This is a genomic window from Pseudoxanthomonas japonensis, assembly GCF_043632995.1.
Taxonomy (GTDB): domain Bacteria; phylum Pseudomonadota; class Gammaproteobacteria; order Xanthomonadales; family Xanthomonadaceae; genus Pseudoxanthomonas_A; species Pseudoxanthomonas_A japonensis.
Genome location: NZ_CP171632.1, coordinates 3,259,144 through 3,280,854, shown reverse-complemented (window position 1 = coordinate 3,280,854; position 21,711 = coordinate 3,259,144). Strand labels below are relative to the sequence as shown.

19 protein-coding genes are annotated in these 21,711 nt (G+C 67.1%); 12 read left to right on the top strand and 7 right to left on the bottom strand.

The window, feature by feature from the left end; genetic code table 11:
* Positions 1–15: 15 nt before the first annotated feature.
* From ACGHX3_RS15355 to ACGHX3_RS15335, 5 genes are all read right to left on the bottom strand, one after another.
* Complete coding sequence (locus tag ACGHX3_RS15355) at positions 16–1,929, bottom strand: hypothetical protein (RefSeq protein ID WP_394695515.1); 1,914 nt, start codon at positions 1,927–1,929, stop codon at positions 16–18.
* Position 1,930: 1 nt separating this feature from the next.
* Positions 1,931–3,742: a hypothetical protein gene (locus ACGHX3_RS15350; protein WP_394695514.1), complete on the bottom strand. Its 1,812-nt coding sequence runs from the start codon at positions 3,740–3,742 to the stop codon at positions 1,931–1,933.
* 149 nt (positions 3,743–3,891) lie between these two features.
* On the bottom strand, positions 3,892–4,260 hold the full coding sequence (locus tag ACGHX3_RS15345; protein ID WP_394695513.1) for a prepilin-type N-terminal cleavage/methylation domain-containing protein: 369 nt from the start codon (positions 4,258–4,260) through the stop codon (positions 3,892–3,894).
* Between the two features lie 425 nt (positions 4,261–4,685).
* Positions 4,686–6,089: a sigma-54 dependent transcriptional regulator gene (locus ACGHX3_RS15340; protein ID WP_394695512.1), complete on the bottom strand. Its 1,404-nt coding sequence runs from the start codon at positions 6,087–6,089 to the stop codon at positions 4,686–4,688.
* 99 nt (positions 6,090–6,188) lie between these two features.
* Positions 6,189–7,808: a PAS domain-containing sensor histidine kinase gene (locus ACGHX3_RS15335; RefSeq protein WP_394695511.1), complete on the bottom strand. Its 1,620-nt coding sequence runs from the start codon at positions 7,806–7,808 to the stop codon at positions 6,189–6,191.
* A gap of 200 nt (positions 7,809–8,008) precedes the next feature.
* Here ACGHX3_RS15335 and sucC point away from each other — a divergent pair, with 200 nt between their 5' ends.
* The 6 genes from sucC (at position 8,009) to ACGHX3_RS15305 (ending at position 13,587) form a co-directional block, all read left to right on the top strand.
* Positions 8,009–9,178: a succinate--CoA ligase subunit beta gene (gene sucC, locus ACGHX3_RS15330; RefSeq protein ID WP_394695510.1), complete on the top strand. Its 1,170-nt coding sequence runs from the start codon at positions 8,009–8,011 to the stop codon at positions 9,176–9,178.
* A gap of 96 nt (positions 9,179–9,274) precedes the next feature.
* Complete coding sequence (gene sucD / locus ACGHX3_RS15325; protein ID WP_394695509.1) at positions 9,275–10,153, top strand: succinate--CoA ligase subunit alpha; 879 nt, start codon at positions 9,275–9,277, stop codon at positions 10,151–10,153.
* 266 nt (positions 10,154–10,419) lie between these two features.
* Entirely contained in the window at positions 10,420–10,704 is a 285-nt protein-coding gene (locus tag ACGHX3_RS15320) for a ribbon-helix-helix protein, CopG family (RefSeq protein ID WP_213600704.1), read from the top strand.
* Positions 10,705–10,707: 3 nt separating this feature from the next.
* Positions 10,708–11,010: a type II toxin-antitoxin system RelE/ParE family toxin gene (locus tag ACGHX3_RS15315; RefSeq protein WP_394695508.1), complete on the top strand. Its 303-nt coding sequence runs from the start codon at positions 10,708–10,710 to the stop codon at positions 11,008–11,010.
* A gap of 11 nt (positions 11,011–11,021) precedes the next feature.
* On the top strand, positions 11,022–12,659 hold the full coding sequence (locus tag ACGHX3_RS15310; protein ID WP_394695507.1) for a glutamine-dependent NAD(+) synthetase: 1,638 nt from the start codon (positions 11,022–11,024) through the stop codon (positions 12,657–12,659).
* Between the two features lie 40 nt (positions 12,660–12,699).
* Positions 12,700–13,587: a vitamin K epoxide reductase family protein gene (locus ACGHX3_RS15305; RefSeq protein WP_394695506.1), complete on the top strand. Its 888-nt coding sequence runs from the start codon at positions 12,700–12,702 to the stop codon at positions 13,585–13,587.
* A 76-nt stretch (positions 13,588–13,663) separates the two neighbouring features.
* Here the strand turns inward: ACGHX3_RS15305 and ACGHX3_RS15300 are convergent, their stop codons facing one another.
* On the bottom strand, positions 13,664–14,551 hold the full coding sequence (locus ACGHX3_RS15300) for an outer membrane protein assembly factor BamD (RefSeq protein ID WP_394695505.1): 888 nt from the start codon (positions 14,549–14,551) through the stop codon (positions 13,664–13,666).
* Positions 14,552–14,669: 118 nt separating this feature from the next.
* On the opposite strand from ACGHX3_RS15300, the gene rluD reads away from it, so the two are divergent.
* From rluD to ACGHX3_RS15280, 4 genes are all read left to right on the top strand, one after another.
* The gene (gene rluD / locus ACGHX3_RS15295) at positions 14,670–15,653 is read left to right on the top strand and encodes a 23S rRNA pseudouridine(1911/1915/1917) synthase RluD (protein WP_394695504.1); all 984 of its coding nucleotides are present in this window, start codon (positions 14,670–14,672) and stop codon (positions 15,651–15,653) included.
* Complete coding sequence (gene pgeF, locus ACGHX3_RS15290; protein WP_394695503.1) at positions 15,650–16,420, top strand: polyphenol oxidase family protein; 771 nt, start codon at positions 15,650–15,652, stop codon at positions 16,418–16,420. Before rluD ends, pgeF begins: the two co-directional genes overlap by 4 nt.
* Positions 16,405–16,944, top strand: coding sequence for a DUF4166 domain-containing protein (locus ACGHX3_RS15285; RefSeq protein ID WP_394695502.1), 540 nt, complete (start codon positions 16,405–16,407; stop codon positions 16,942–16,944). Before pgeF ends, ACGHX3_RS15285 begins: the two co-directional genes overlap by 16 nt.
* A 221-nt stretch (positions 16,945–17,165) precedes the next feature.
* Complete coding sequence (locus tag ACGHX3_RS15280; protein WP_394695501.1) at positions 17,166–17,582, top strand: thiol-disulfide oxidoreductase DCC family protein; 417 nt, start codon at positions 17,166–17,168, stop codon at positions 17,580–17,582.
* A 105-nt stretch (positions 17,583–17,687) separates the two neighbouring features.
* On the opposite strand, the gene ACGHX3_RS15275 is transcribed toward ACGHX3_RS15280, so the two are convergent.
* Positions 17,688–20,108 (bottom strand): TonB-dependent siderophore receptor, encoded by a 2,421-nt coding sequence (locus tag ACGHX3_RS15275; protein WP_394695500.1) that lies wholly within the window; start codon positions 20,106–20,108, stop codon positions 17,688–17,690.
* 177 nt (positions 20,109–20,285) lie between these two features.
* Here ACGHX3_RS15275 and ACGHX3_RS15270 point away from each other — a divergent pair, with 177 nt between their 5' ends.
* Together ACGHX3_RS15270 and ACGHX3_RS15265 are read left to right on the top strand one after the other, a co-directional pair.
* Positions 20,286–20,759 carry a DUF3574 domain-containing protein gene (locus ACGHX3_RS15270; RefSeq protein WP_394695499.1) on the top strand — a complete coding sequence of 158 codons (474 nt, stop codon included), beginning with the start codon at positions 20,286–20,288 and terminating at the stop codon, positions 20,757–20,759.
* Between the two features lie 199 nt (positions 20,760–20,958).
* On the top strand, positions 20,959–21,696 hold the full coding sequence (locus ACGHX3_RS15265) for an FG-GAP repeat protein (RefSeq protein ID WP_394695498.1): 738 nt from the start codon (positions 20,959–20,961) through the stop codon (positions 21,694–21,696).
* Positions 21,697–21,711 lie beyond the last annotated feature (15 nt).

Here is a 21,711-nt window from a genome sequence, read left to right as displayed (position 1 = left end):
CGTACACGTGCCGGTTCAAGGCGATGGTCCGCTTTCGACCGGACCGCCGCTGCCCGCGGACCGCCTTCTCTCGCCGATGAGCTCGATGCCGGCGGCGAGATCCGGCCTGCCTTTCTGCCTAAGTTCGGCGGCGAGGTCCCTCGCGAAAGGATCGCCGGGAGGGGCCTTTTCAATGGCTTTGGCGAAATAGGGAATCGCGAGGTCCGGCTCATCCAGCGTGTTCATCACGGTGCCGCCGATCGAGGCGAGCATCGACGGAGAAAGTGCGGCGCGTCGCTCTAGCGTTGCCATGGCCCTGAGTAACTGCTGCTTGTCGACCGCCACGCCGAGGCCGGCGTAATAGGCGAGGATGAGTGGGGCACGGGTGTTGTCCCAGCTCATGCGCACGCTGCCCAGCCTTTGCTGGAACACGGTCCAGTCCTCGGACGTGATGTCACCGCGAAAGGTCTTGAGGGCCACCAGGAGCGCGGGGCTGTTGAGTGAGTCGGGTGCGTTGGCCGTGCCATTCGCGCAGGCTTCGATGGCGTCTTCCAGATGGGGGTTGTCCGGCGTGACGCCGCCTCCGGCCAAAAAGTAGGCATCGCACAGGTCGACCCAAGCGCGGGCGGACGTCGGTGCTGCCTTGGTGGCCGCCGCGAGCAGCGATATCCCGTTGCTCCACGTGTGCGACCGCATCAGGGTCGCGCACGCCAGAGTTGTCAGGAGAGCCACGCACAATGCGGCTTGCGGCGCTGGCGACAGGCGTAAGCGCTGGCTGGCGAACGCGAGCGAACTGCCAACGGCTAGTACCGCGCCGACAAGTGCGAAATGGTTCCGGTGTTCGAAGGCCAGCTCCAGCGCCACCACATTGCTGGCGACTGCATGTGCGCCGAAAAAGAGGAATACCCCGAGGGCGAACAAGGGCAGGCGTCGGCGGAGGCCCCAAGCCAGGCCAAGCAGGCCCAGCACCGCCACAATGGCGGGCAGCGTAGTCCAAGGTTGCAGAAGACCACGCGAAGGTTGCAGCCAGTCGTAGTAGAAGGGCATGTGCTGCGGCAATGGAAGCAGGATCTGCCCCAAGTACATGCACAATACGCGGGGCTGCGTCAGCAGGCGCTCCAGCGTGGAGAAGTCGCGCCCGGCATGGGCGTCCCATTGCCAGTAGTGGGGAACAACCCAGAACAGGTAGGCCAGTGCAGCCGCCGCGGCTGCGACGGCATAGCCCCGACGCAGGACAAGCGTCGTGCGCGGATCGGCAGCGGCGAAGCGCAGTACGGTCAGTTCGAGCGCCAGCGTGTAGACGGGCAGCAGGACGGAATCCTCCTTGCAGCCCATGGCAAGCGTCCACGCGAGGATGGTCACTAGCATGCCGCCCTTGCTGGGACGTCCCTGAATTTGCGCACGCCTCGCGTGCAGATAAGCCAAGAGCGCCAGCACCAGGAACAACGTGCCCATGGTCTGCAGGCGCTGCACCGCGTAGAGCACCGAAGACACCTGCAGCGGATGCAGTGCCCAAGCCAATGCCAGCGCCAAGGCGCACCAGTTCGCGCGCCTGGAGGACGCGGCCGCGGAAAGCAACAGGCTGCGGAAGAACCAGGCCAGCGCACCGGCCGTCAGCGCGTGGATAAGGATATTGGTGGTCTTGAACGTCGCCGGGTCGGCAACGCCGCCGGCGCGCCAATAGTCCAGCGCGAAGGTCAAGGTCGGCAGGCCGCGCATGGCGCCGGAGACCTGCTTGGTGGAGAGAATCTCCAGAAGTGCGCCTGCATCCAGGCGGGACAGATGGATGGTGCCGTTGTTGACGATGTTGGGGATGTCGTCGAATACGAACGCACCCGGCAGGCCAGGCAAGAACGCCAGCGCAGCTAGCAAGGCGACCACCAGGCTAGCCAGCAGGAAGCGGCGGGCGGTAGCGATGTCCTGCATCTCTTTAAGGGTTATCGATTCCACGTCAATCTTCCTTGTGCGTGAGCTGTCGTACCCATTCCTCGCGGCCTGCCGACCTGAGCTGGGAGAACGCCTGGACAACGAGGGGATCGTCAGGCGTTGCCTGCTCGACGGCGCGCTTCAGGTACACGAAAGCTTCATCCGGATACCGCGTGTCGCTGAAAGCATAGGCTGCCAATCGCAGGTTCTCCTCGGTGGTGAAACTGGCCCGCCGCGACACGATCTCAATCGTGTCGAGCACGCCCCGATCATCCATCGCCACGCCGCGCTGGGCGTTCCGGATCATGGGCCAGATGACATTCCGGTTCTGCAACGTCATCGGGATCCTTCCCAGACGCTTGTGGAACCGCTGCCAGTCGTCGGGCGTCACGCTGCTTTGGATGGTCTTGTAATACACGAGGTTGGACAGCAGCAATGCGGAATCGATGCGCTGAGCACCCGTCTGGCAAGTTTCGATCGCCTTCTGCAGATACGGACTGTCGGCGCTGAACCCGCTCAGGGTGGCGTAGGTTTCGCCCAGTGCCAGCCAAGCGCGCTCCGACTGTGGTGCGATCGCTACGCTGTAAAAAGCGAACCGGATAGGCTCGCCCCAAGCATGCGCCCTCGCCAGCGTGGCAGATGCTGCGGCGACCAACGCCAAGGTTGCGATGCCGGCCATCCAAGCCGGACGCATCCGCCAACGCTGGAAAGCCACGACACATAGATCGCCGATGGCCAGCACTGCGCCGATCAAGGGCAGGTGGTTCCGGTGTTCGAACATCATTTCCAGGTTGATCACGTTGCTGGTCATGGCATGGCCGGCAAAGAACAGCAGCACGCCGCAAGCGAACACGGGCCGCTGTTCGCGCCATCGCCAGGCCAGGACCAGCAAGCCGGCGATCAGTGCCAGGGCTGGCAGCGTCGAGGGCGGATCCAGCAAGCCGCGGGAGATCTGAAGGTCGTCATAGAAGAAGGTCAGCCGCTCCGGCAGAGGCAGGAGAATCTGGCTGATGTACAGGGCCATCACCCGCCCTTGGGTGAGCAGGCGCTCGGCGGACGAGAACGTCCGGCCCGGGTAATCGCTCCAGGTCCAGTAGTGCGGCAGTACCAGGAAGAGATAGACCGCGAGGCCGGCTAGGGTCGCCAGCAGGTAACCGCGACGCCACGCCCGCGCCAAGGACGGCTGCGCCGCGCGGAAGCGCAGCACGGTGAGTTCCAGTACCAGGGCATAGGCGGGAAGGAGGATCGCGTCCTCCTTCGCGGCGAAAGCCAGGGCACCGAACAAGCCGGTCAGGACGAGATATCTGCTGCCGCGGCGCCCGTCGATCTGGACCGCGCGCGCCGTCAGGTACGCCCACAACGCGAGCACGACGAACAAGGTGGCCAACGTCTGCATGCGCTGCACGACGTACAGCACCGAGGAAACCTGCAGCGGGTGGATCGCCCAGAGTCCGGACAGCGCCAGGGCGGCCCACATGGCGCGACGGGCAGGCCAATGCGCCAGCATCAGCAATCGCCGGAACAGCAATGCCAATGCGAATGCGGTGAACGCGTGGATGGCGAGGTTGGTCGCCTTGAACACCTTGGGATCGGGGCCGCCGCGCCAGTGGTCCAGGGCGAAGCTGAGCATCGACAGTGCGCGCGTGCCGTGGCCGGGCTGGTAGCTGTAGGTCGCCGCCAGCACGTTGTCCACGCTCAGTTCGGTGAGATGGAGGGCGCCGTTTTCCTGGATGTTGGGCCGGTCATCGAAAATGAAGCCGCCTCCCAGTCCGGGGAGGAACAGACAGCAAGCGATCAAGGCGCACAGTAGCGCCAGGGCGGGGAAGCGGAACCGCATGAAGGCCACTGGGACTCCCTGGCGACGGGTCAATAGCAAGGGATGTTACGTGTAATGGAACGGCCAGAAAGACGAAAAGCGCCTTGCGGCGCTTTTCGTTGAATGCAGGCGACGGTAAGGAACTGACAGCCGCGCTGGATTCCAGTTGCTTAGTTGGTGCCTTCGGGGCGCAGGCTGCAGGTGCCGCTGCCCATGTTGCACTGGGTGCCTCGGATGATGGTGGCATTACCACGGGTGCGTGCCGCGAACGTGATGTTGGCGTTGCTGTTGTACTGACCCGTCGTGGCGTTGGTGCCGCTGGCACAGGCGCTGGCAACGAAGTTGTTCGGCGCACGGTTGTCGGCAGCATCGGCCACAGCAGAATTGACGTAGGCCTTGGCCTCGGCCAGGCAGCCGCCGTTGGCCGAGCGCTGGGTGTAGTCGCGGTAGGCCGGCAGCGCGATGGCGGCCAGGATGGCGATGATGGCGACGACGATCATCAGTTCGATCAGGGTGAAGCCCTGGGCGTTCTTCTTCATGGTATTTCCCCTTTCAGGATTGGCTTGATGGTTAGGGACACAAGCCCCGTGTCCCTACATGGACCGTGGGCGCCGCGTACAACATACGACGCGTGCACGGGATGTAGAGCAGGATGCGTGCCAACTTCTGATACCCCCAGCGATTCCCCCACACTTCCCCGGAAGAAACCCTGACACCGAAGTCGGGCGGGACTATCGCATCATTTTTTAACGTTGGGTATCGGGAAGTGCGGCCAATGCCGGCCCATGTCACAGATTGAGCGATTGGCTTTTTCGGGGCGTTCCGCACCCATCGTTGACGCATCATTGGTGATATGACCGGATGCGTCAGAAAGTGACGCGATGTGTCACCCGGGTCACTGTGCGATGCGGCGCACGCTTGCGCCGAGACCTATATATAAGAGTGGCGTAAGGCCTTGAACGGCCTACTCCATGCCCAGCTTCTTGAGCTTGTAGCGCAGTGCCCGGAAGGTGATGCCCAGTTGGGCGGCCGCCTTGGTCTTGTTCCAGCGGTTCTCCTCCAGTGCCTTCTGGATGGCGGCCCGTTCCAGCTGCTCGATGTAGTCGGGCAGGGCACCACCGGCGGCCGGATCCACGTCCACCGCGCCAGGTACGTCGCGGACCACCTCGCCAGGATTGAAATCACCGCCGAATTTCTTGCCAGCCGGCGCCTGCGGCAGGTACAGGTCGTCGATCTCGATGCTGTGGCCCTCGGACATGGCCAATGCGCGCTCCAGAATGTTTTCCAGCTCGCGCACATTGCCCGGGAACGGATAGCGCCCCAGCGCCTCCATCGCTTCCGGCGACACCGACGGCGCCATCCGCCCGTGCTGCGCGGCCAGCCGCTCCAGGATGGCGGTGGTCAGCTGGGCCAGATCGCCGGTGCGCTCGCGCAGCGGCGGTACGCGCAGCTCGATGACGTTGATGCGGTAGTACAGGTCGTGGCGGAAGCGGCCGTCCGCAGCCAGTTCGCCCAGGTCCTTGTGGGTGGCCGACAGGATGCGCACGTCCACCAGCACCTCACCGGAGGCGCCGACCGGACGCACGGCCTTCTCCTGGATGGCGCGCAGCAGCTTGACCTGCATCGGCAGCGGCAGCTCGGCCACCTCGTCGAGGAACAGCGTGCCGCCATTGGCCGCCTGGAACAGCCCCTGCTTGTCCGCATGCGCGCCGGTGAAGCTGCCCTTCTTGTGGCCGAAGAACTCGCTTTCCATCAGCTCGGCGGGAATCGCGCCGCAGTTGACCGGAATGAACGGGCCGGCCGCACGGGCGCCCTGTTCGTGGATCGTGCGGGCGACCAGCTCCTTGCCGGTACCGGACTCGCCCATGATGTAGACCGGCGCCTGGCTGCGGGCGACCTTGCCGATGGTCTCGCGCAGGCCGTCCATCGCGGCCGACGCGCCGAGCAGGCGGCTGGCCTGTTCCGGCGGCGGGGGCGGGGGCGGGGTGCGCTCGCTGTTGTTCAATTCCAGCGCGTGCTTCACCAGTCCGCGCAGCACCGTCAGGTCCACCGGCTTGCTGACGAAGTCGAAGGCGCCGGCCTTCAGCGCTTCCACCGCCAGCTCGATGTTGCCGAAGGCGGTGATCATGGCGACCGGCGTGCTGGGGTAGTTGCGCGAGATCTCGCCGACCAGGTCGATGCCGTTGCCGTCGGGCAGGCGCATGTCGGTGAAGCAGAGGTCGTAGCTGTTGCGGCCCAACAGTTCGCGGGCCTCGCCGAGGTTGGCGGCGGTGTCGATGCGCAGGCCCATGCGGCCCAGCGTCAGCGTCAGCAGTTCACGGATATCGCGTTCGTCGTCGACGATCAGGGCGCTACGGCTTTGATTCATGCATCTCCCCTCGTGCCCCTGTGCCACCAGTGTATAGGCTGAATGTGAATCATGGTACGCGAGGTGTCATCGGGCGGAAAACGGCCAGCAGACCGGCTGTCATGCAGGAAGCAAGGCGTGCGGGCCGGGCAGGGTGACGCGGAAGCAGGCCCCGCCGCCGGGCACGGGTACGTACTCCAGCGTGGCCTGGTTGGCCCGGCAGAGTTCACGGGCGATGTACAGGCCCAGGCCGGTGCCGTGCTCGGAGGTGGTGAAGAACGGGCGGAACAGCTGCGCCGCCACCGCTTCCGGGATGCCGGGGCCGCGGTCCATCACGTCGACGGTGGGGCGACCCTCGGCATTGAAGACGCGGACGCGGATGCGGGCGGACTCGCCCGGCAGGCGGCCGTAGTTCAGCGCGTTCTGCACCAGCACCGTGACGATCTGCTGCAGGTGGCGCGGGTCGATCAGCGCGGGCACGGGCTTGGCGCCGATGATGGTCTCCAGGGTGTCGGTCTCGATCGACAGCGTCTGCTGGTAGTCGTCGACGAAGCGGCGCACGAAGGCGTTGAGGTCCACGTGCTCCGGCGTGGCGCGCTCGCGACGGGCCAGGCCGAGCACGCTCTCGACGATGCCGTTGGTGCGCTGGCACTGCTGGTGGATGATCTGCAGCAGGCGGCGGTCGCCGTCGGTGACCTGCTGGGACTCCTCCAGCAGCTGCACGGCGTAGTTGATGGCGGCCAGTGGATTGCGGATCTCGTGCGCCAGGCTGGCCGAGAAGCGGCCGAGCGCGGCCAGGGTCAGCGATTCGGCCCGGCGCGAGACCACCGTGGCGTCGTCCAGGAAGATCAGCGAGGTCTCGCTGTCGGCCAGCAGTCGGGCGAACCGCGGCTGCACTTCCGGCTGGTCGGGCGTGAACTGCATCGGGGTTTCGTCGGTCTGCCAGCCGTTGCGCCAGCGCTGCAGGCGACGGGCCAGTTCCGGCGCGGCATGCAGCAGCGACACGCCCTTGCCGTCGGCGCCCTGGCCGTCGCCGCCGTCGCCGAGCAACAGGCTGGCGGCCTCGTTGGCCAGCTTGATGTGGTTGTCCGCGTCCACCACCAGCACGCCCGTGCGCATGCGGCGGATGATCAGCTCGTTGACCTCGAACAGGTTGGCGACTTCCTCGCCGCGCTTGTCCGCCAGCGCCTGGCTGGTGCGCGCCTTCTGCCCGGCCTGGTGGGCCAGGTAGGCCAGCGCCAGGTAGCTGGCCGCGAACATGATGACCTCGGCCAGCGATCGCCCGCCCTGGTCGTGGAACAGGGTGAAGACGTACTCGCCGAACAGCACGCCGATCGCCAGTGCCGCCACCGCCAGCGCCATGCGCGTGGACGGCAGCAGCAGGGCCGCGGCCGACACGTTGAACAGCAGCATCATCGCCACGCCGGCGGTCGCGTCGGGCAGCGCATGGGTGATCAGCGCGGCCACCACGATGTCGGCCGAGACGCTGAAGAACACGATCCAGACCAGCCACTGCACGCTGCGGCCGACGAAGAACAGCACCAGCGCCAGCACCAGGTAGGCGATGGCGACGCCCACGCCCAGGTCCGGATGGCGCGGCTGGCCCAGCATTTCGCCCAGCGGGCTGAACACCAGCGCGGCCAGGATGCCGGCTTCGAGCACCCGGTACATCGCGAAAAAATAGAGCTCGCGGCGCGGAACCGATTCGATGCGGGACAGGAGCGACTGGGCCTGGCGCAAACGCGTACTTCCCCTGTAGCGAGGCCGACAGTATAGGCATGCCGGCCCCCGGATCGCGCGCCCGGCCCTTTGCCACCAAAGGCTTAGACCCCGGGTTTTGCGCCCCCCGGCTGCGTCGGCGACAATAGGGGGCTCGCCCAGCCGCCGCCCGTGTGGCCCCGGCCCGGGCGGTGTCTTCTGTTCCCTACCCACGGTGACGCATGAATTTCCACGAATATCAGGCCAAGCAGCTGCTGGCCGAGTACGGCATCCCGGTCCCGGCCGGCAAAGTCGCCTCCACGGCGGACGAAGCGGTTGCGGTCGCGCAGTCCCTCGGCAACGGCCCCTGGATGGTCAAGGCCCAGATCCACGCGGGCGGCCGCGGCAAGGCCGGCGGCGTCAAGTTCTGCAAGACCACGGATGATGTGAAGGCGGCTGCCGGCAAGATGCTCGGCACCAGGATGGCCACCTACCAGACCGCCGGCGTCGAGCTGCCGGTCAACCTGGTGCTGGTGACCACCGCCGGCGAGATCGTCAAGGAGCTGTACCTGTCGGTGCTGGTCGACCGCGGCACCCGCACGATCACCTACATCGCCTCGTCCGAGGGTGGTGTGGAGATCGAGCAGGTCGCGGCCGAGACGCCGGACAAGATCCACACCCTCAACGTCGACTTCGTCGAAGGCGTGCAGCCGTACCAGGGCCGCGAGTTCGGCTTCAAGATGGGCCTGACCGCCAAGCAGGCCGGCCAGTTCGCCAACATCATGGTCAACCTGTACCGCATCTTCAACGAGAAGGACCTGGCGCTGGTCGAGATCAACCCGCTCGCCATCCTGGACGACGGCAACCTGTACGCGCTGGACGGCAAGTTCAACAGCGACGACAACGCCAGCTTCCGCCACAAGGACCTGCTCGCCATGCGCGACAAGTCGCAGGAAGACGAGACCGAAGTGCTGGCCTCGGAGATGGACATCAACTACGTGACCATGGACGGCAACATCGGCTGCATGGTCAACGGCGCGGGCCTGGCGATGGCCACCATGGACGTCATCAAGCTCAACGGCGGCGAGCCGGCGAACTTCCTCGACGTGGGCGGCGGCGCCAACAAGCAGCGCGTGATCGAGGCGTTCAAGCTGATCCTGTCCTCGGACAAGGTCGAAGGCATCTTCGTCAACATCTTCGGCGGCATCGTCCGCTGCGACATGATCGCCGAGGGCATCATCGCCGCGGTGAAGGAAGTGGGCGTCAAGGTGCCCGTGGTCGTGCGCCTGGAAGGCACCAACGTGGAAGAAGGCAAGCAGCTGCTGCGCGACAGCGGCATGGCCATCATTCCGGCCGACAACATCAACGACGGCGCCAAGAAGGTCGTTGAAGCGGTCAAGGCCGCTGCCTGATCCCATGCGTGTCGTAGGGCGGGCCCCGGCCCGCCATCGACCGATCCAGACATCACGACGGCGGGCCAGGGCCCGCCCTACAGGAAGACAGATTCCATGAGCGTTCTGATCAACAAGAACACCAAGGTGATCGTGCAGGGCTTCACCGGCCAGCAGGGCACCTTCCACGCCACCCAGATGATCGAGTACGGCACCCAGGTCGTCGGCGGCGTCACCCCGGGCAAGGGCGGCACCACCCACATCGACCTGCCGGTGTTCGACACCGTCGCCGATGCCGTCAAGAGCACCGGCGCCGATGCGTCCGTCATCTACGTGCCGCCGCCGTTCGCGGCCGACGCCATCCTCGAAGCGGCCGCGGCCGGCATCAAGGTCATCGTCTGCATCACCGAGGGCATCCCGGTGCTGGACATGCTGCGCGTCAAGAACGTGCTGACCCGCGCCCATCCGGACACCGTGCTGGTCGGCCCGAACTGCCCCGGTGTGATCACCCCGGGCGAGTGCAAGATCGGCATCATGCCGGGCCACATCCACTTGCCGGGCAAGATCGGCATCGTGTCGCGTTCGGGCACGCTGACCTATGAAGCGGTCAAGCAGACCACCGAAGTGGGCCTGGGCCAGTCGACCTGCATCGGCATCGGCGGCGACCCGATCAATGGGCTGAACTTCGTCGACTGCCTGAAGCTGTTCAACGAAGACCCGCAGACCGAAGGCATCATCATGGTCGGCGAGATCGGCGGCGACGCCGAGGAAGCCGGCGCCGAGTACATCAAGGCGCACGTGAAGAAGCCGGTCGTCGGCTTCATCGCCGGCGCTTCGGCCCCGGCCGGCAAGCGCATGGGCCACGCCGGTGCGATCGCCTCGGGCGGCAAGGGCACGGCAGAAGGCAAGTTCGCGGCGATGGAAGCCGCGGGCGTCACCACGGTGCGTTCGCCGGGTGACCTGGGTGCGGCGATCGCCAAGCTGCTCAGCAAGTAACGTGTCAGGGATTGCGTGTTCGGAAAGGCCGCCTTGTGCGGCCTTTCTTTTGATCGCGTGAACGTACGGCACTTTTCCGAGTCCGGCATATCCCGATGCGCTCAGCAAGCGCGCGCCTCCAGTTGGAGATCCGGGCGTGCCCGGGTGCGCTGGAGCGGCGGCGAGCGCATGCGGGCAAGACATGGTGGGTAAAACGATCTGCGGAGGAAGGTCGGGGTAGCACATGTGTGCTACATTTCATCGTCAGGGAAATCGGAGGTCGCCCAATGTCCACCACCACGATCCGCTTGCCGGAGGAGCTCAAGGCGCGTGTCGCCGAGGCTGCCCGGAAAGCCGGGGCCAGTACCCACAGCTTCATCCTTGAGGCGATCACCGAGAAAACCCAGGCCCAGGAACGACGCAGCGAGTTTTACGCCGAGGCGCAGCGACGCTGGGAGGAAGTCCAGCGAACCGGCAAGGTGGTGCCCCTGGAGGAGATGCGCGACTACGCACTGGGTTTGGCGCGTGGAGAAACCCCTCCGGTTCCTGTTGCCCGAAAGCCTGAGCGTTGAGTGGTGGCCAAGGTCGAGCTTGCGGATCGCATTGCTGACGACCTGCGCCGCATCGTGGTGCACCTTGCCGAGCACGACGTGGAGGTCACCGAAGGCCGGGTCGCAGGCATTTTCCGGGCCCTGGGCATGCTGGAAGACAATCCGTTGATCGGACGTATTGTCAGGCATGAGTTGCGCGAACTCGTGATCGGGCGTGATTCCCTTGGCTACCTGGCGTTGTACGTCTACAAACCGCTGGACGATACCGTCTATGTCCTGGCGATCCGCTCGCAACGCGAGGCCGGATACGCCATCGATTTGTCCTGATTGGATCCACTATGACCCAGACACTCCGCATCGCCATGGCGCAGTTCGATTTCCCGGTCGGGAGCGTCGCGCAGAACAGTGCCAGCATCCGGCGGATGATCGCCGAGGCGCGCGACGAGTACGGCGCGGACGTGGTGCTGTTTCCCGAGCTGGCGGTCAGCGGTTATCCGCCCGAGGACCTGCTGCTGCGGCCCCGCTTCCTGGCCGACTGCGAAGCCGCGCTGGCGGAAATCGCCGCGACCACGCACGGCATCGTCGCCGTGGTCGGCTGGCCGCAGAGCGCCGGCAGCGTGGTCTACAACGCCGCCAGCGTGCTGCGCGACGGCGCCATCGAGACGACCTACCGCAAGCGTGAGCTGCCGAACTACGCGGTGTTCGACGAGCGCCGCTACTTCGATGTGGATCCGGACGGTGGCGCCTGCACGTTCGAGGTGAAGGGCGTGCCGCTGGGCCTGGTGATCTGCGAGGACCTGTGGTTCCCGGAGCCGCTGGCCGAAACGGGCGAGGCCGGCGCGGCGCTGACGTTGGTGCCGAACGCCTCGCCGTTCGACCGCGACAAACACGCGCAGCGCGATGCACTGATCGCCGAGCGCACGCGCGAGACCGGCATGGCGCTGGCTTACCTCAATGTGGTGGGCGGTCAGGATGCGGTGGTGTTCGACGGCGCCTCCGTGGTGGCCGACGGCGACGGCACGGTGCATCCGGCGGCGGCCGCGTTCACCGACCAGTGGCTGGTGGTGGATTTCGACGTCGCCACGCGCACGTTCAGCCCCGTGGTCTGGATGGACGACGGCGACGAGAGCCGCGACGCGCTGGCCTGGCGTGCGATCGTGCGCGGCCTGCGCGACTACTGCGCAAAGAACGGTTTTCCGAAGGTGTGGCTGGGCCTGTCCGGCGGCATCGACTCGGCGCTGGTGCTGGCGCTGGCGGTCGATGCGCTGGGCGCCGACAACGTCACCGCGGTGCGGCTGCCGTCGCGCTACACCGCCGGCCTGTCGAACGATCTGGCGGCCGAGCAGTGCGCGGCGCTGGGGGTGAAGCTGGAGGCGATCTCGATCGAGGCACCGTTCAAGGGCTTCCTGGAAGCCTTGGGGCCGGTGTTCGGCGACAAGGCCGCCGACACCACCGAGGAGAACCTGCAGTCGCGCAGTCGCGGCGTCATCCTGATGGCGCTGAGCAACAAGTTCGGAGGCCTGCTGCTGACCACCGGCAACAAGAGCGAATATGCGGTCGGCTACGCCACGATCTACGGCGACATGTGCGGCGGCTATGCGCCGATCAAGGATCTGTACAAGACGGAGGTCTTCGCGCTGGCGCGCTGGCGCAACACCGTCGGCGGAGCGCCGGTGATCCCGCCGGCCGTCATCGACCGCCCGCCGTCGGCGGAACTGCGCGAGAACCAGAAGGACCAAGATTCGCTGCCGCCGTACGACGTGCTGGACGCCATCCTGTTCCGCTACGTCGACCTGGAACAGTCGCGCGACGAGATCGTCGCCGCCGGCTTCGACGCCGCCACCGTCGACCGCATGCTGCGGCTGGTGCGCATCAACGAATGGAAGCGTCACCAGTCGGCGCCCGGTCCGAAGGTCTCGCGCCGCGCGTTCGGTCGCGAACGCCGCTATCCGATCACCAACAAGTACGCGCTGTAGCACCGGCCCGTTGCCGCGCACCGCCGACACGGAGAACACGATGAGCAGGAAGAAGAAGCGCACCGCACACCGCGATCGCCCGGCCGCCCCCGCGCCGCGGCCGGCGACCCCGCCGGATCGGGTGATGCTCGCGCTCGCGGCGCTGGGCCTGCTGATCACCGGCTACCTCACGTGGACGGCGGGCAGCGGGTCCGCGTCCGCGTTCTGTACCGCCGGAGGCGGCTGCGACGCGATCCAGCGCAGCGGCTGGTCGACGCTGCTCGGCCTGCCGATGGCGTTGTGGGGCTTCGGCCTGTATGCGCTGGTCGCGCTGGTGTCGTTGTCGCGCAAGGCCTCGTTGCTGCTGCGCTGGCAGCGGCAGTGGCGGCTGGTCCTGCTGGGACTGGCGATCAGTGTCTACCTGACGGTCGTGGGCAAGCGGGTGCTCGATGCGTTCTGCATTGGCTGCCTGGCGTCGCTGGCCGTACTGGCGGCGATGTTCGTGTGGCTGCAGCTGCGCCGTCCGGCTTCCGCGCCCGGCCAGGCATGGGGGCGTTGGTGGGCGGTGCAGGCGATGCCGGTGCTGCTGGTGCTGGCCGTCCTGCACGTGCACCAGAGCGGGCTGCTGCACCAGCGGCCGGAAAGCCGCCGCGCCGAGGCGCTGGCGCAGCACCTGACCGACTACGGCGCGAAGTTCTACGGCGCGTCGTGGTGCGTGGAATGCAGCCGGCAGAAGCGGCACTTCGGCCATGCGGCGGACCGGCTGCCCTACGTCGAGTGCTCGCCCGGCGGCCGCAACACGCCGATGGTGTCCGCCTGCGCAGCGGCCGGCGTCACGGTGTTCCCGACCTGGGTCATCGACGGCATCGAACACAATGGTGTGATGGAACCGCAGCAGCTGGCGGTGCTGACCCGCTTCGACTGGGACAAGGCCGCCGCGGCCGACTGACCGCATCGCGTCGGAGCGCACGCAAAGAAAAAGGGCCGCGAGGCCCTTTTTCGTTTCCTGTCCGGGTGCGGACCGGTCAGTCCTTGTTGCGCTTTTCCACGGAGTTGCTCGATTTCTCGCCGGCAAACGGGTTCAGGCGGCGCACCATCCACGGATAGTCGGGGAACTTGCCCGCCAGCCAGGGGTGCTGAGGATCGTTGAGTTCCAGCACGCGCTTGGCGTCGGCGGCCAGCGTCTGGTTGCCCAGGTGGGTGTAAGCCTCGGCGAGCACGGCGACAGCGTCGTACTGGTAGCTGCTCTGCGGGTAGGTTTCCAGCAGGTAACGGGCGCGGCTGGCGGCCGACACCCATGCGTCGCGGCGCAGGTAGTAGATCGCGGTGTCCAGCTCGTGCAGCGCGAACTGGTCGCGCAGCCGGATCATGCGCTGGCGCGCGTCGGCGGCGTAGCGGCTGTTCGGGTAGTTCTCGGCGACGCGGGCGAAGTCGTTGTAGCCCTGCATGGGCGTGGCCAGGTCGCGGCGGCTGGCGTCCAGGCGCCATACCTTCTGCAGGAAGACGGTGTCGCGGTTGGAGTTGGCCAGCCCGCGCAGGTAGTACATGTACGGGATGTTGCGGTGGGTCGGGTAGGTGCGGATGAAGCGGTCGATGGTGGTGACCGCGTCGTCCAGCTTGCCGGCCTTGTATTCGGCGTAGGCCGTTTCCATCAGCGCCTGCTCGGTGTACGGGCCGTACGGGTACTGCGCGATCAGGCGGCGGAAGTTCTGCAGGCCGCGGTCCCAGTTGTTGTTGACCATCGCCCGGTGGGCTTCCTCGTACATCACCTCGACGGGCTGGTTCTCGGGCGCTGCCTTCTTCTTGAAGATCTTGCCGCAGCCGGTGCCGGCGAAGGCGACGACCAGGGCCAGCAGGACGAAGCGGGAGGTCGCGAAGGAGCGGGAGAAGCGGGGGAAGGCGCGCTGGGTCATGGGCTGGCGGCAGGCCGCGGCAGGGAAACAGGCCGTCGATGATAGCCTAGGCGCCGCCTTCGCCATGAACATTCGGCCAATACGGACCGGATCCTGGCCTCCCTGGACGTCTTTCCGCATGACCGAACCCGATTCCCCCGACACCTCAGACGCCCCGCGCACGGCCATCGTGCCCGCCAGCGCCGCCGGCCGCCGCTTCGACGCCGCCCTGGCGGAGCTGTTCCCCGAATTCTCGCGTTCGCGCCTGACCGAGTGGATCAAGTCCGGCAACGCCCTGCTCGATGGCCAGGTGGTGCGCCCGCGCGATCCCGTGCGCGGCGGCGAGACCGCCAGCCTGGACGTGGTGCTGGATACCCAGACCCATGCCGAGCCGGAAGACATCCCGCTGGACATCCTGTACGAGGACGAGCACGTCTTCGTACTCGACAAGCCGGCGGGCCTGGTCGTGCACCCCGGTGCCGGCAATCCGACCGGCACGCTGGTCAATGCGCTGCTGTTCCGCGACCCGTCGCTGTCGGCGCTGCCGCGCGCGGGCATCGTGCACCGCCTCGACAAGGACACCTCCGGTGTGATGGTGGTGGCGCGCACGCTGCCGGCGCACACCTCGCTGGTGGCGCAGCTCGCTTCGCGCGACGTGCACCGCCAGTACCTGGCCGTGGTGGTCGGGGCGATGGTGTCCGGCGGCACGGCCAATGCGCCGATCGACCGTCATCCGCGTGACCGCCTGAAGATGGCGGTACGCGAGGATGGTCGCGATGCGGTCACGCACTACCGCCTGCGCGAACGCTTCCGTGCGCACACCGCGCTGGAATGTCGGCTGGAAACCGGTCGCACCCATCAGATCCGCGTGCACATGGCGCACATCAAGTACCCGATCGTCGGCGACCCGCTGTACGGCGGGCCGCTGCGCCTGCCGAAGGGCGCCAGCGACGAACTGATCGCCGTGTTGCGCAGCTTCCGCCGGCAGGCGCTGCATGCGGAGACGCTGGAATTCGCGCATCCGGTCAGCGGCGAGCCGGTCCGGGTCACGGCGCCCGTCCCCGCGGACATGGTGGCGCTGCTGGCGGCGTTGCGCGCGGACAGCCAGGCCAAGCGCGGATGAATCGCGCACCGGCGGTGGCGGCGGATTGGCCGGCGCCTGCCGGCGTGCACGCGTTCACCACCCTTCGGCACGGGGCCGGCTATTCGGCGGCCCCGTTCGACACCTTCAACCTGGGCAACCGCTACGCCGCCGACGGGGATGATCCCGCCACGGTAGCGCGCAACCGCGCGTTGCTGGTCGACCTCGCCGGACTGCCGTCGACGCCGCACTGGCTGAAACAGGTCCACGACATCGACGTACTGCGCGTGGAAGCGCCGGCCGATCCGGAATCCGCCGAACCCGTCGCCGACGCGCTGGTGACCTCGACGCCGGGCGTCGTGCTCGCCATCCTCACCGCCGACTGCCTGCCGGTGGTGTTCGCTGCGAAGGATGGCCGCGAGGTCGCCGCCGCGCATGCCGGCTGGCCGGGGCTGTCGAAAGGCATGCTGGAGGCCACGCTGGCGGCGATGACGACGCCGGCCGCGGACGTCGTCGCGTGGATCGGTCCGGCGGCCGGTCCCGCGCGTTACGAGGTGGGAAAGGACGTGTTCGACGTGTTCGTCAGCCACGATGCGGAAGCGGCCGCCTGTTTCGTGCCGACACGGCCGGACCATTGGCTGGCGGACCTGCCCGCGCTCGCGCGCCGCCGCCTGGTCGCGCACGGCATGTCGCCGACCGATATCCACGGCGGCGATCTCTGCACGATGAGCGAGCCCGCGCGCTTCTTCTCGCATCGCCGTGACGGCCGCAGCGGACGCATCGCCACGCTGGCATGGATGCAGCCGTAAGGTCGTTGTTCGCGCAGGTGCTGGGGCCGGCGTTCGACGCGCTGCCGGCGCCGGTGCGCGCGTTGCATGTCGCGCAGGGCCGGCGCCGTTACGCCGGTGCGGTCGAGGTCGAACGCGGATCGGGCCTGCTGTCTCGCCTGGCGGCCTTCGCCACGCGTCTGCCGCCGGCCGGATCGGGTCCGCTGTGCGTGGAGATCGAGGCCTCGCCGTCGCAGGAGTACTGGACCCGCTACATCGGCGGCCGCGCCATGCCCTCGCGGTTGTGGCGCGAGGGTAGCGTGCTGTGCGAGCGGCTGGGCGTGGCGACGTTCGGGTTCCACCTGGAGGTCGTGAACGAGGCGATAGTCTGGCGCGTGGTGCGGGTCCGCGTGTTTGGCGTGTCGCTACCGCCCCGCTGGTTCTCCGGCGTCGGCGCGCGCGAGTCCGCGGACGGCGAGCGTTACGCGTTCGATGTGTGGGCCTCGTTGCCGCTCGCCGGCCTGCTGGTGCATTACCGCGGGTGGCTGGATGTGCGCAACGAGTAAATGGCTGTCCTTCTCCCCGCGTGCGGGGAGAAGGTGCCCGGAGGGCGGATGAGGGGTGCTTCTCGTTGTCGACACGGGGGGGGGCGGGCGTCAGTGCATCGCGCGTTGCGCCTGTGCGGTGGCGCGATGGGTGGCAGGCTCCGTTCGCCCCTCACCCGCCGTTGGCACCCTCTCCCCGCACGCGGGGAGAGGGGAATCATCCTGTCTGATGGAGAGGTTGCGTGACGACAAGGGATTCGTCCAGTCCGCGAGTGCCGGTCATCGTCTTCGATGGCATCTGCGTGCTGTGCAACGGCTGGGTGCGGTTTCTGCTCAAGCACGACCGTGCCGGACGCTATCGCTTCGCCGCCATGCAGTCGGCGTCGGGACGCGCGCTGCTGGCGACGCACGGGCTGGACCCCGACGATCCGGCCTCGTTCCTGCTCGTCGATGGCGACAACGCATGGACCGACAGCGATGCGATCGGTCGCGTGCTGACCGGGTTGGGTGGCATGTGGCGGCTTGCCGGCGTTATCGCGTGGGTGCCACGTGCCGTGCGTGATCCGCTGTACCGCTGGATCGCGCGCAACCGCTATCGCCTGTTCGGCACCACGGCCTGCCACGTGCCGACGGACGAGCAACGCGCGCGCTTCCTGTAGCGTGCGCCGTGCGCACGATGCCGTGCATCCGACATCCTGAGGCCGTGCGCATGGCGCACGCTACGAGCGTCATCCCGGCCTGCGCCGGGATGACGCGTGTTCGACTCAGAATGTGTAGCGCAGCCGGGTGTAGTAGTACGCGCCGTTGCTGCCGATGGGCGACAGCACGTCATAGGGCAGGTTGCCGAAGTACGAGATGTCCGCGCTCGACAGGTCGGGATACTCGTCGGTCAGGTTGAGGCCACCGAGCGCCACGCTCCACTTCGGCGAAAAGCGGTACTCCACTTCAGCGTCCAGCTGCCACTCGGCGCCATAGGTCTGCTCCGGCTCGAAGCCGCCCCCGAAGTTGAACACGCGCTTGGCGCTGCCGTGGCGGGTGACCCGTCCCAGCAGCGACCAGGCCGTGCTGTCCCAGCTGGCGGTGAAGATGCCGCGCGTGCGCGGTGCCGCATCGGTCAGGGTGTTGCTTTCCTCCACGCCGAACAGCACGTAGTCCGGATCGATGGCGAGCAGTTCGGCCGGCGTGGCGGCGATGTTCTTCAGCTCGGTCTTCGCATAGCTGTAGGCGCCGGTCAGCAGCAGGTTGCCGTCGCCGAGTGGCTGCCGCCAGTTGGCGACCAGTTCGGCGCCCTCGGTGCGGGTGTCGGCGGCGTTGATGAAGAAGTTGGCGCTCTGCACGCCCGGCACGCCGAAGTTGTCCAGCACGAAATCGGTCAGCGCATCGCCGCTGATGCGCTCGGTGATCGCCACGCGGTCGTCGATGTCGATGCGGAACACGTCCAGCGACACGTCGAAGTGCTCGCCGATGCGGCTGGTGAAGCCGAGGCTGAGGTTCAGCGCCTTTTCCGGGTCCAGGTCCTGCGCGCCCAGCGCCCGGGCGATGGGATTGTTGACCGACAGCAGGCGGCCCTGGGTCAGCTGGCCGGACGCGTCGTAGCCGGTCGACGTCGACTCGAAGCCGATCTGGCTCAGCGACGGGGCGCGGAAGTTGTTGGACACCGAACCGCGCAGCGCGAAGGCCGGCGCGAACTCGTAGCGCGCGGCGACCTTGCCGGTCAGTTCGCCGCCGAAGTCGTCGTAGTGCTCGTAGCGCGCGGCGAGGTCGGTGGTGAACTTCTCGCCCCACTGGCTGCTGAGACTGGCGTAGACGCTGGACACATCGCGGTCCAGGTCGGCGGTGTCCTGCGGCGTCAGCCCGCCGCCGGCCTGCGAGCCGGTCGGTCGGTCGGTGAACGGCCCGGCGGCGTACGAAGCCGGATCGCCAGCGCCGGTCTCGAAGGTCTCGTGGCGCACCTCGATACCGGTGGCGAACGTATGCGCGCCGAACACGCGGCTCAGATCCAGGTTCGCCAGCGTCTGCGTGCCCTCGTAATCGCCGGTCTTGAAGCGCGTCGGGCTGGTCGGGCCGAGCGAGGCATTGAGCGAGTTGCGCAGGCGGTAGGTGAACTCGTTGCGGCCGTGGTTGAGGCTGGCGTCGTAGTCCCATTCGCCCCACTGGCCGCGCACACCGGCCACACCGGCCACGTCGAGGTTCTCGCCTTCGGAGATCGGGCGATAGCCGTTCGGATAGACCTGCTTCCAGTTCGCCACGCCATCGGGGTAGCGGAAGTAGTTGGCGCCTTCGGTATCGCTCTGGTGATACGTGCCGAACGCGTAGAACTCCGCCGCGTCGCCCAGCGGTACCGCCGCGTTGATCCAGGCGTTGATGTCCTTCGAGCTGCCGTCGCCGAGCACGTAGTTGCGCTGGCCGGCCAGTGCCAGGTTGTCCGGCGTCTGTTCCTCGAAGAACGGGATCTGGTCGAAGCCGGCGCGGTTGGTCGCGTCGCGCTGCTTGTACTCCAGGCCCAGCCGGAAGAAGCCGTCCTGGCCGATGCGGTCGCCCACCTGCGCGCTGAAGAAGCCGCTCTGCCCGTCGGTGACGGTCCGGCCGATCGGCTCGACGTCGGTGTGGTGCGCGCCATAGCTGGCTTCGAACGCACCGCCTTCCGGCGCGTCGTTGAGGATCACGTTGATCACCCCGGCCACCGCATCGGAGCCGTACTGGGCGCCGGCGCCGTCGCGCAGCACCTCGATGCGCTTGATCGCGCTGACCGGAATGGCGTTGAAGTCCACCGGCGTGTTGCCCTTGCCGATCTTGCTGTCGGTGTTGACCAGCGCGCTGCTGTGGCGGCGCTTGCCGTTGACCAGCACCAGCACCTGGTTGGGGCTGAGGCCGCGCAGCTGGGCGGCGCGGATGTGGTCGGCACCGCCGGAGTTGGACTGGCGCGGGAAGTTCAGCGACGGCAACAGCGCCTGCAGCGCGCTGCCCAGTTCACCGTTGAGCACGCCGGCCTTGCGGATGTCCTCGGCCGTCAGCACGTCGATCGGCGAGGTGGATTCCAGCGCCGTGCGATCACTCGCGCGGGTGCCGGTGACGATGACGGCATCCAGGTCGGTCGCACCGGCGGGCGTGGTCTGGGCGAAGGCGGGCAGGGCAAGCGCCAGGGTGATGGCGGCGGCCAGGGGAGCAAGAACAGCGTGGGGCATGGGGGGCTCGCAGGACAGGAAGAACGGACAAAGTCTATCGCTTTATTGCGATGAAGCGATATATTAGCCGCCCCTGCAGCCTGCCTGTCATCGCCGCTTCCCATCTCCTTATGCTCTCCGGTCATAAGGCAACCCGACGCCGGTAATGCATGCTGCCCGTCCCCCGTGAGGTTTCCCATGTCGCATCGTGCCGTCTGGCTGCTCGTCCTTCTCGCCCTCGCCGGGTGCGCATCCGCCCCGCCGCAGGCCACGCCGTCGGCGACCACCGCCGCGCTGGAAGGCGACGCCCTGCGTCCGGCCAGCGCCATCGGTTGGGTGCGCAGCGAGCTGTATTTCGGCGTGGGCGAGGAGACCGGTCCTGCAGACCGCCCGCAGGCGGAACCGATCACCGACGCGACCTGGCGCGCCTTCCTCGACAAGGAAGTGACCTCGCGCTTCCCGGATGGCCTCACCGTCTTCGACGCCTACGGCCAGTGGCTGTTCCGCGGCGCGAAGGAGCCCAACCGCCTGAAGACCAAGGTGCTGGTCGTCCTGCACGAGGATACCCCGCAGCGCCGTGCCGACATCGAGGCGATCCGCCTGGCGTGGAAGCAGGCGACCGGCCACCAGTCGGTGCTGTGGTCGCGGCACGCCGTGGACGTGTCGTTCTGAGGCCGGTGGATTCGGCTAGTCTCGCAGGATGATCACGACAAGGATGGTGGGGTCGATGGCACCTGGGTTTTCTGCCCGGCGTACCTGTTTCGCTGCGTTTCTCTTCTGCCTGGCCGGGTTGATGCCCGCTGCGCGAGCGAGCGACGGGCGAGAGCTCCGATTCCAGGTTGCGCCGGGGATCAATGCTCACGCTGAGCTGATGGAAGACGAAAGCCTTGTGATCGAAACTCATCGAGACGACGGCAGGCAGGTGATCGTGCCCCTTCCCGAGTCCGAGAGCCGCTATCGCTTGATGCATGCCGACTACAACTTCGACGGCTTTCAGGACCTGGCGGCCAGTGCCCCGACAGGGCAGGTCAATGAGGTGTATTCGGTCTATCTGTACGACCCGGAAAGCGGCCAGTTCCGCCCATTGGTCGCACCTGTCGCGCAGGGCATCAACTGCGATGGCCTGTGGTCGCTGACGGCGGACCCGGCCAGTCGCACCCTGAGCAGCACCTGCCGCAGCGGGCCGATGTGGTACACGGACATCTATCGCTATTCCGGTCCATCGCTTTACCTGTTCCGTACGATGCGCACCGTCTCCTTCGACAGCCGGTCGCTCGAGGCGGAACTGAGCCTTGATGACGTCGATAGCCTCGGGGTACCGGTTGTGTGGAGCACGTACGACCCAGCTGGCAGGGTGCTGGAGACCGCCATGGCCGACGGACTGGAAAGCCCTTCTTCGAACCATCCGCTGCGTGGCTATCCAGCCAGTGTCCTGTCGTCGCGTTTGGCGCTGTACGCCAAAGCCGGAGATACCACCACGCGCCGTTATCTGGTGAAAGGCGACAACGTTGAATTATTGGATGCCCTTGATCATTGGGTGCGGGTGAGCTACCAGAACCCCTCGCGTGGCGTGGTCCAGGGTTGGGTGAAGCTGCCCGAACCGGAATGACGCTCCTTTCCCCCT

What these genes read in the sequence shown, in the direction of transcription:
- ACGHX3_RS15340 (WP_394695512.1), bottom strand. Translation starts at nt 6,089, where the DNA reads ATGAATCAAAGCCGTAGCGCCCTGATCGTCGACGACGAACGCGATATC.
- ACGHX3_RS15300 (WP_394695505.1), bottom strand. Translation starts at nt 14,551, where the DNA reads ATGACCCAGCGCGCCTTCCCCCGCTTCTCCCGCTCCTTCGCGACCTCC.
- ACGHX3_RS15285 (WP_394695502.1), top strand. Translation starts at nt 16,405, where the DNA reads ATGGATGCAGCCGTAAGGTCGTTGTTCGCGCAGGTGCTGGGGCCGGCG.
- rluD (WP_394695504.1), top strand. Translation starts at nt 14,670, where the DNA reads ATGACCGAACCCGATTCCCCCGACACCTCAGACGCCCCGCGCACGGCC.
- ACGHX3_RS15345 (WP_394695513.1), bottom strand. Translation starts at nt 4,260, where the DNA reads ATGAAGAAGAACGCCCAGGGCTTCACCCTGATCGAACTGATGATCGTC.
- ACGHX3_RS15310 (WP_394695507.1), top strand. Translation starts at nt 11,022, where the DNA reads ATGACCCAGACACTCCGCATCGCCATGGCGCAGTTCGATTTCCCGGTC.
- sucC (WP_394695510.1), top strand. Translation starts at nt 8,009, where the DNA reads ATGAATTTCCACGAATATCAGGCCAAGCAGCTGCTGGCCGAGTACGGC.
- ACGHX3_RS15275 (WP_394695500.1), bottom strand. Translation starts at nt 20,108, where the DNA reads ATGCCCCACGCTGTTCTTGCTCCCCTGGCCGCCGCCATCACCCTGGCG.
- ACGHX3_RS15270 (WP_394695499.1), top strand. Translation starts at nt 20,286, where the DNA reads ATGTCGCATCGTGCCGTCTGGCTGCTCGTCCTTCTCGCCCTCGCCGGG.
- ACGHX3_RS15265 (WP_394695498.1), top strand. Translation starts at nt 20,959, where the DNA reads ATGGAAGACGAAAGCCTTGTGATCGAAACTCATCGAGACGACGGCAGG.
- ACGHX3_RS15350 (WP_394695514.1), bottom strand. Translation starts at nt 3,742, where the DNA reads ATGCGGTTCCGCTTCCCCGCCCTGGCGCTACTGTGCGCCTTGATCGCT.
- pgeF (WP_394695503.1), top strand. Translation starts at nt 15,650, where the DNA reads ATGAATCGCGCACCGGCGGTGGCGGCGGATTGGCCGGCGCCTGCCGGC.
- ACGHX3_RS15305 (WP_394695506.1), top strand. Translation starts at nt 12,700, where the DNA reads ATGAGCAGGAAGAAGAAGCGCACCGCACACCGCGATCGCCCGGCCGCC.
- sucD (WP_394695509.1), top strand. Translation starts at nt 9,275, where the DNA reads ATGAGCGTTCTGATCAACAAGAACACCAAGGTGATCGTGCAGGGCTTC.
- ACGHX3_RS15320 (WP_213600704.1), top strand. Translation starts at nt 10,420, where the DNA reads ATGTCCACCACCACGATCCGCTTGCCGGAGGAGCTCAAGGCGCGTGTC.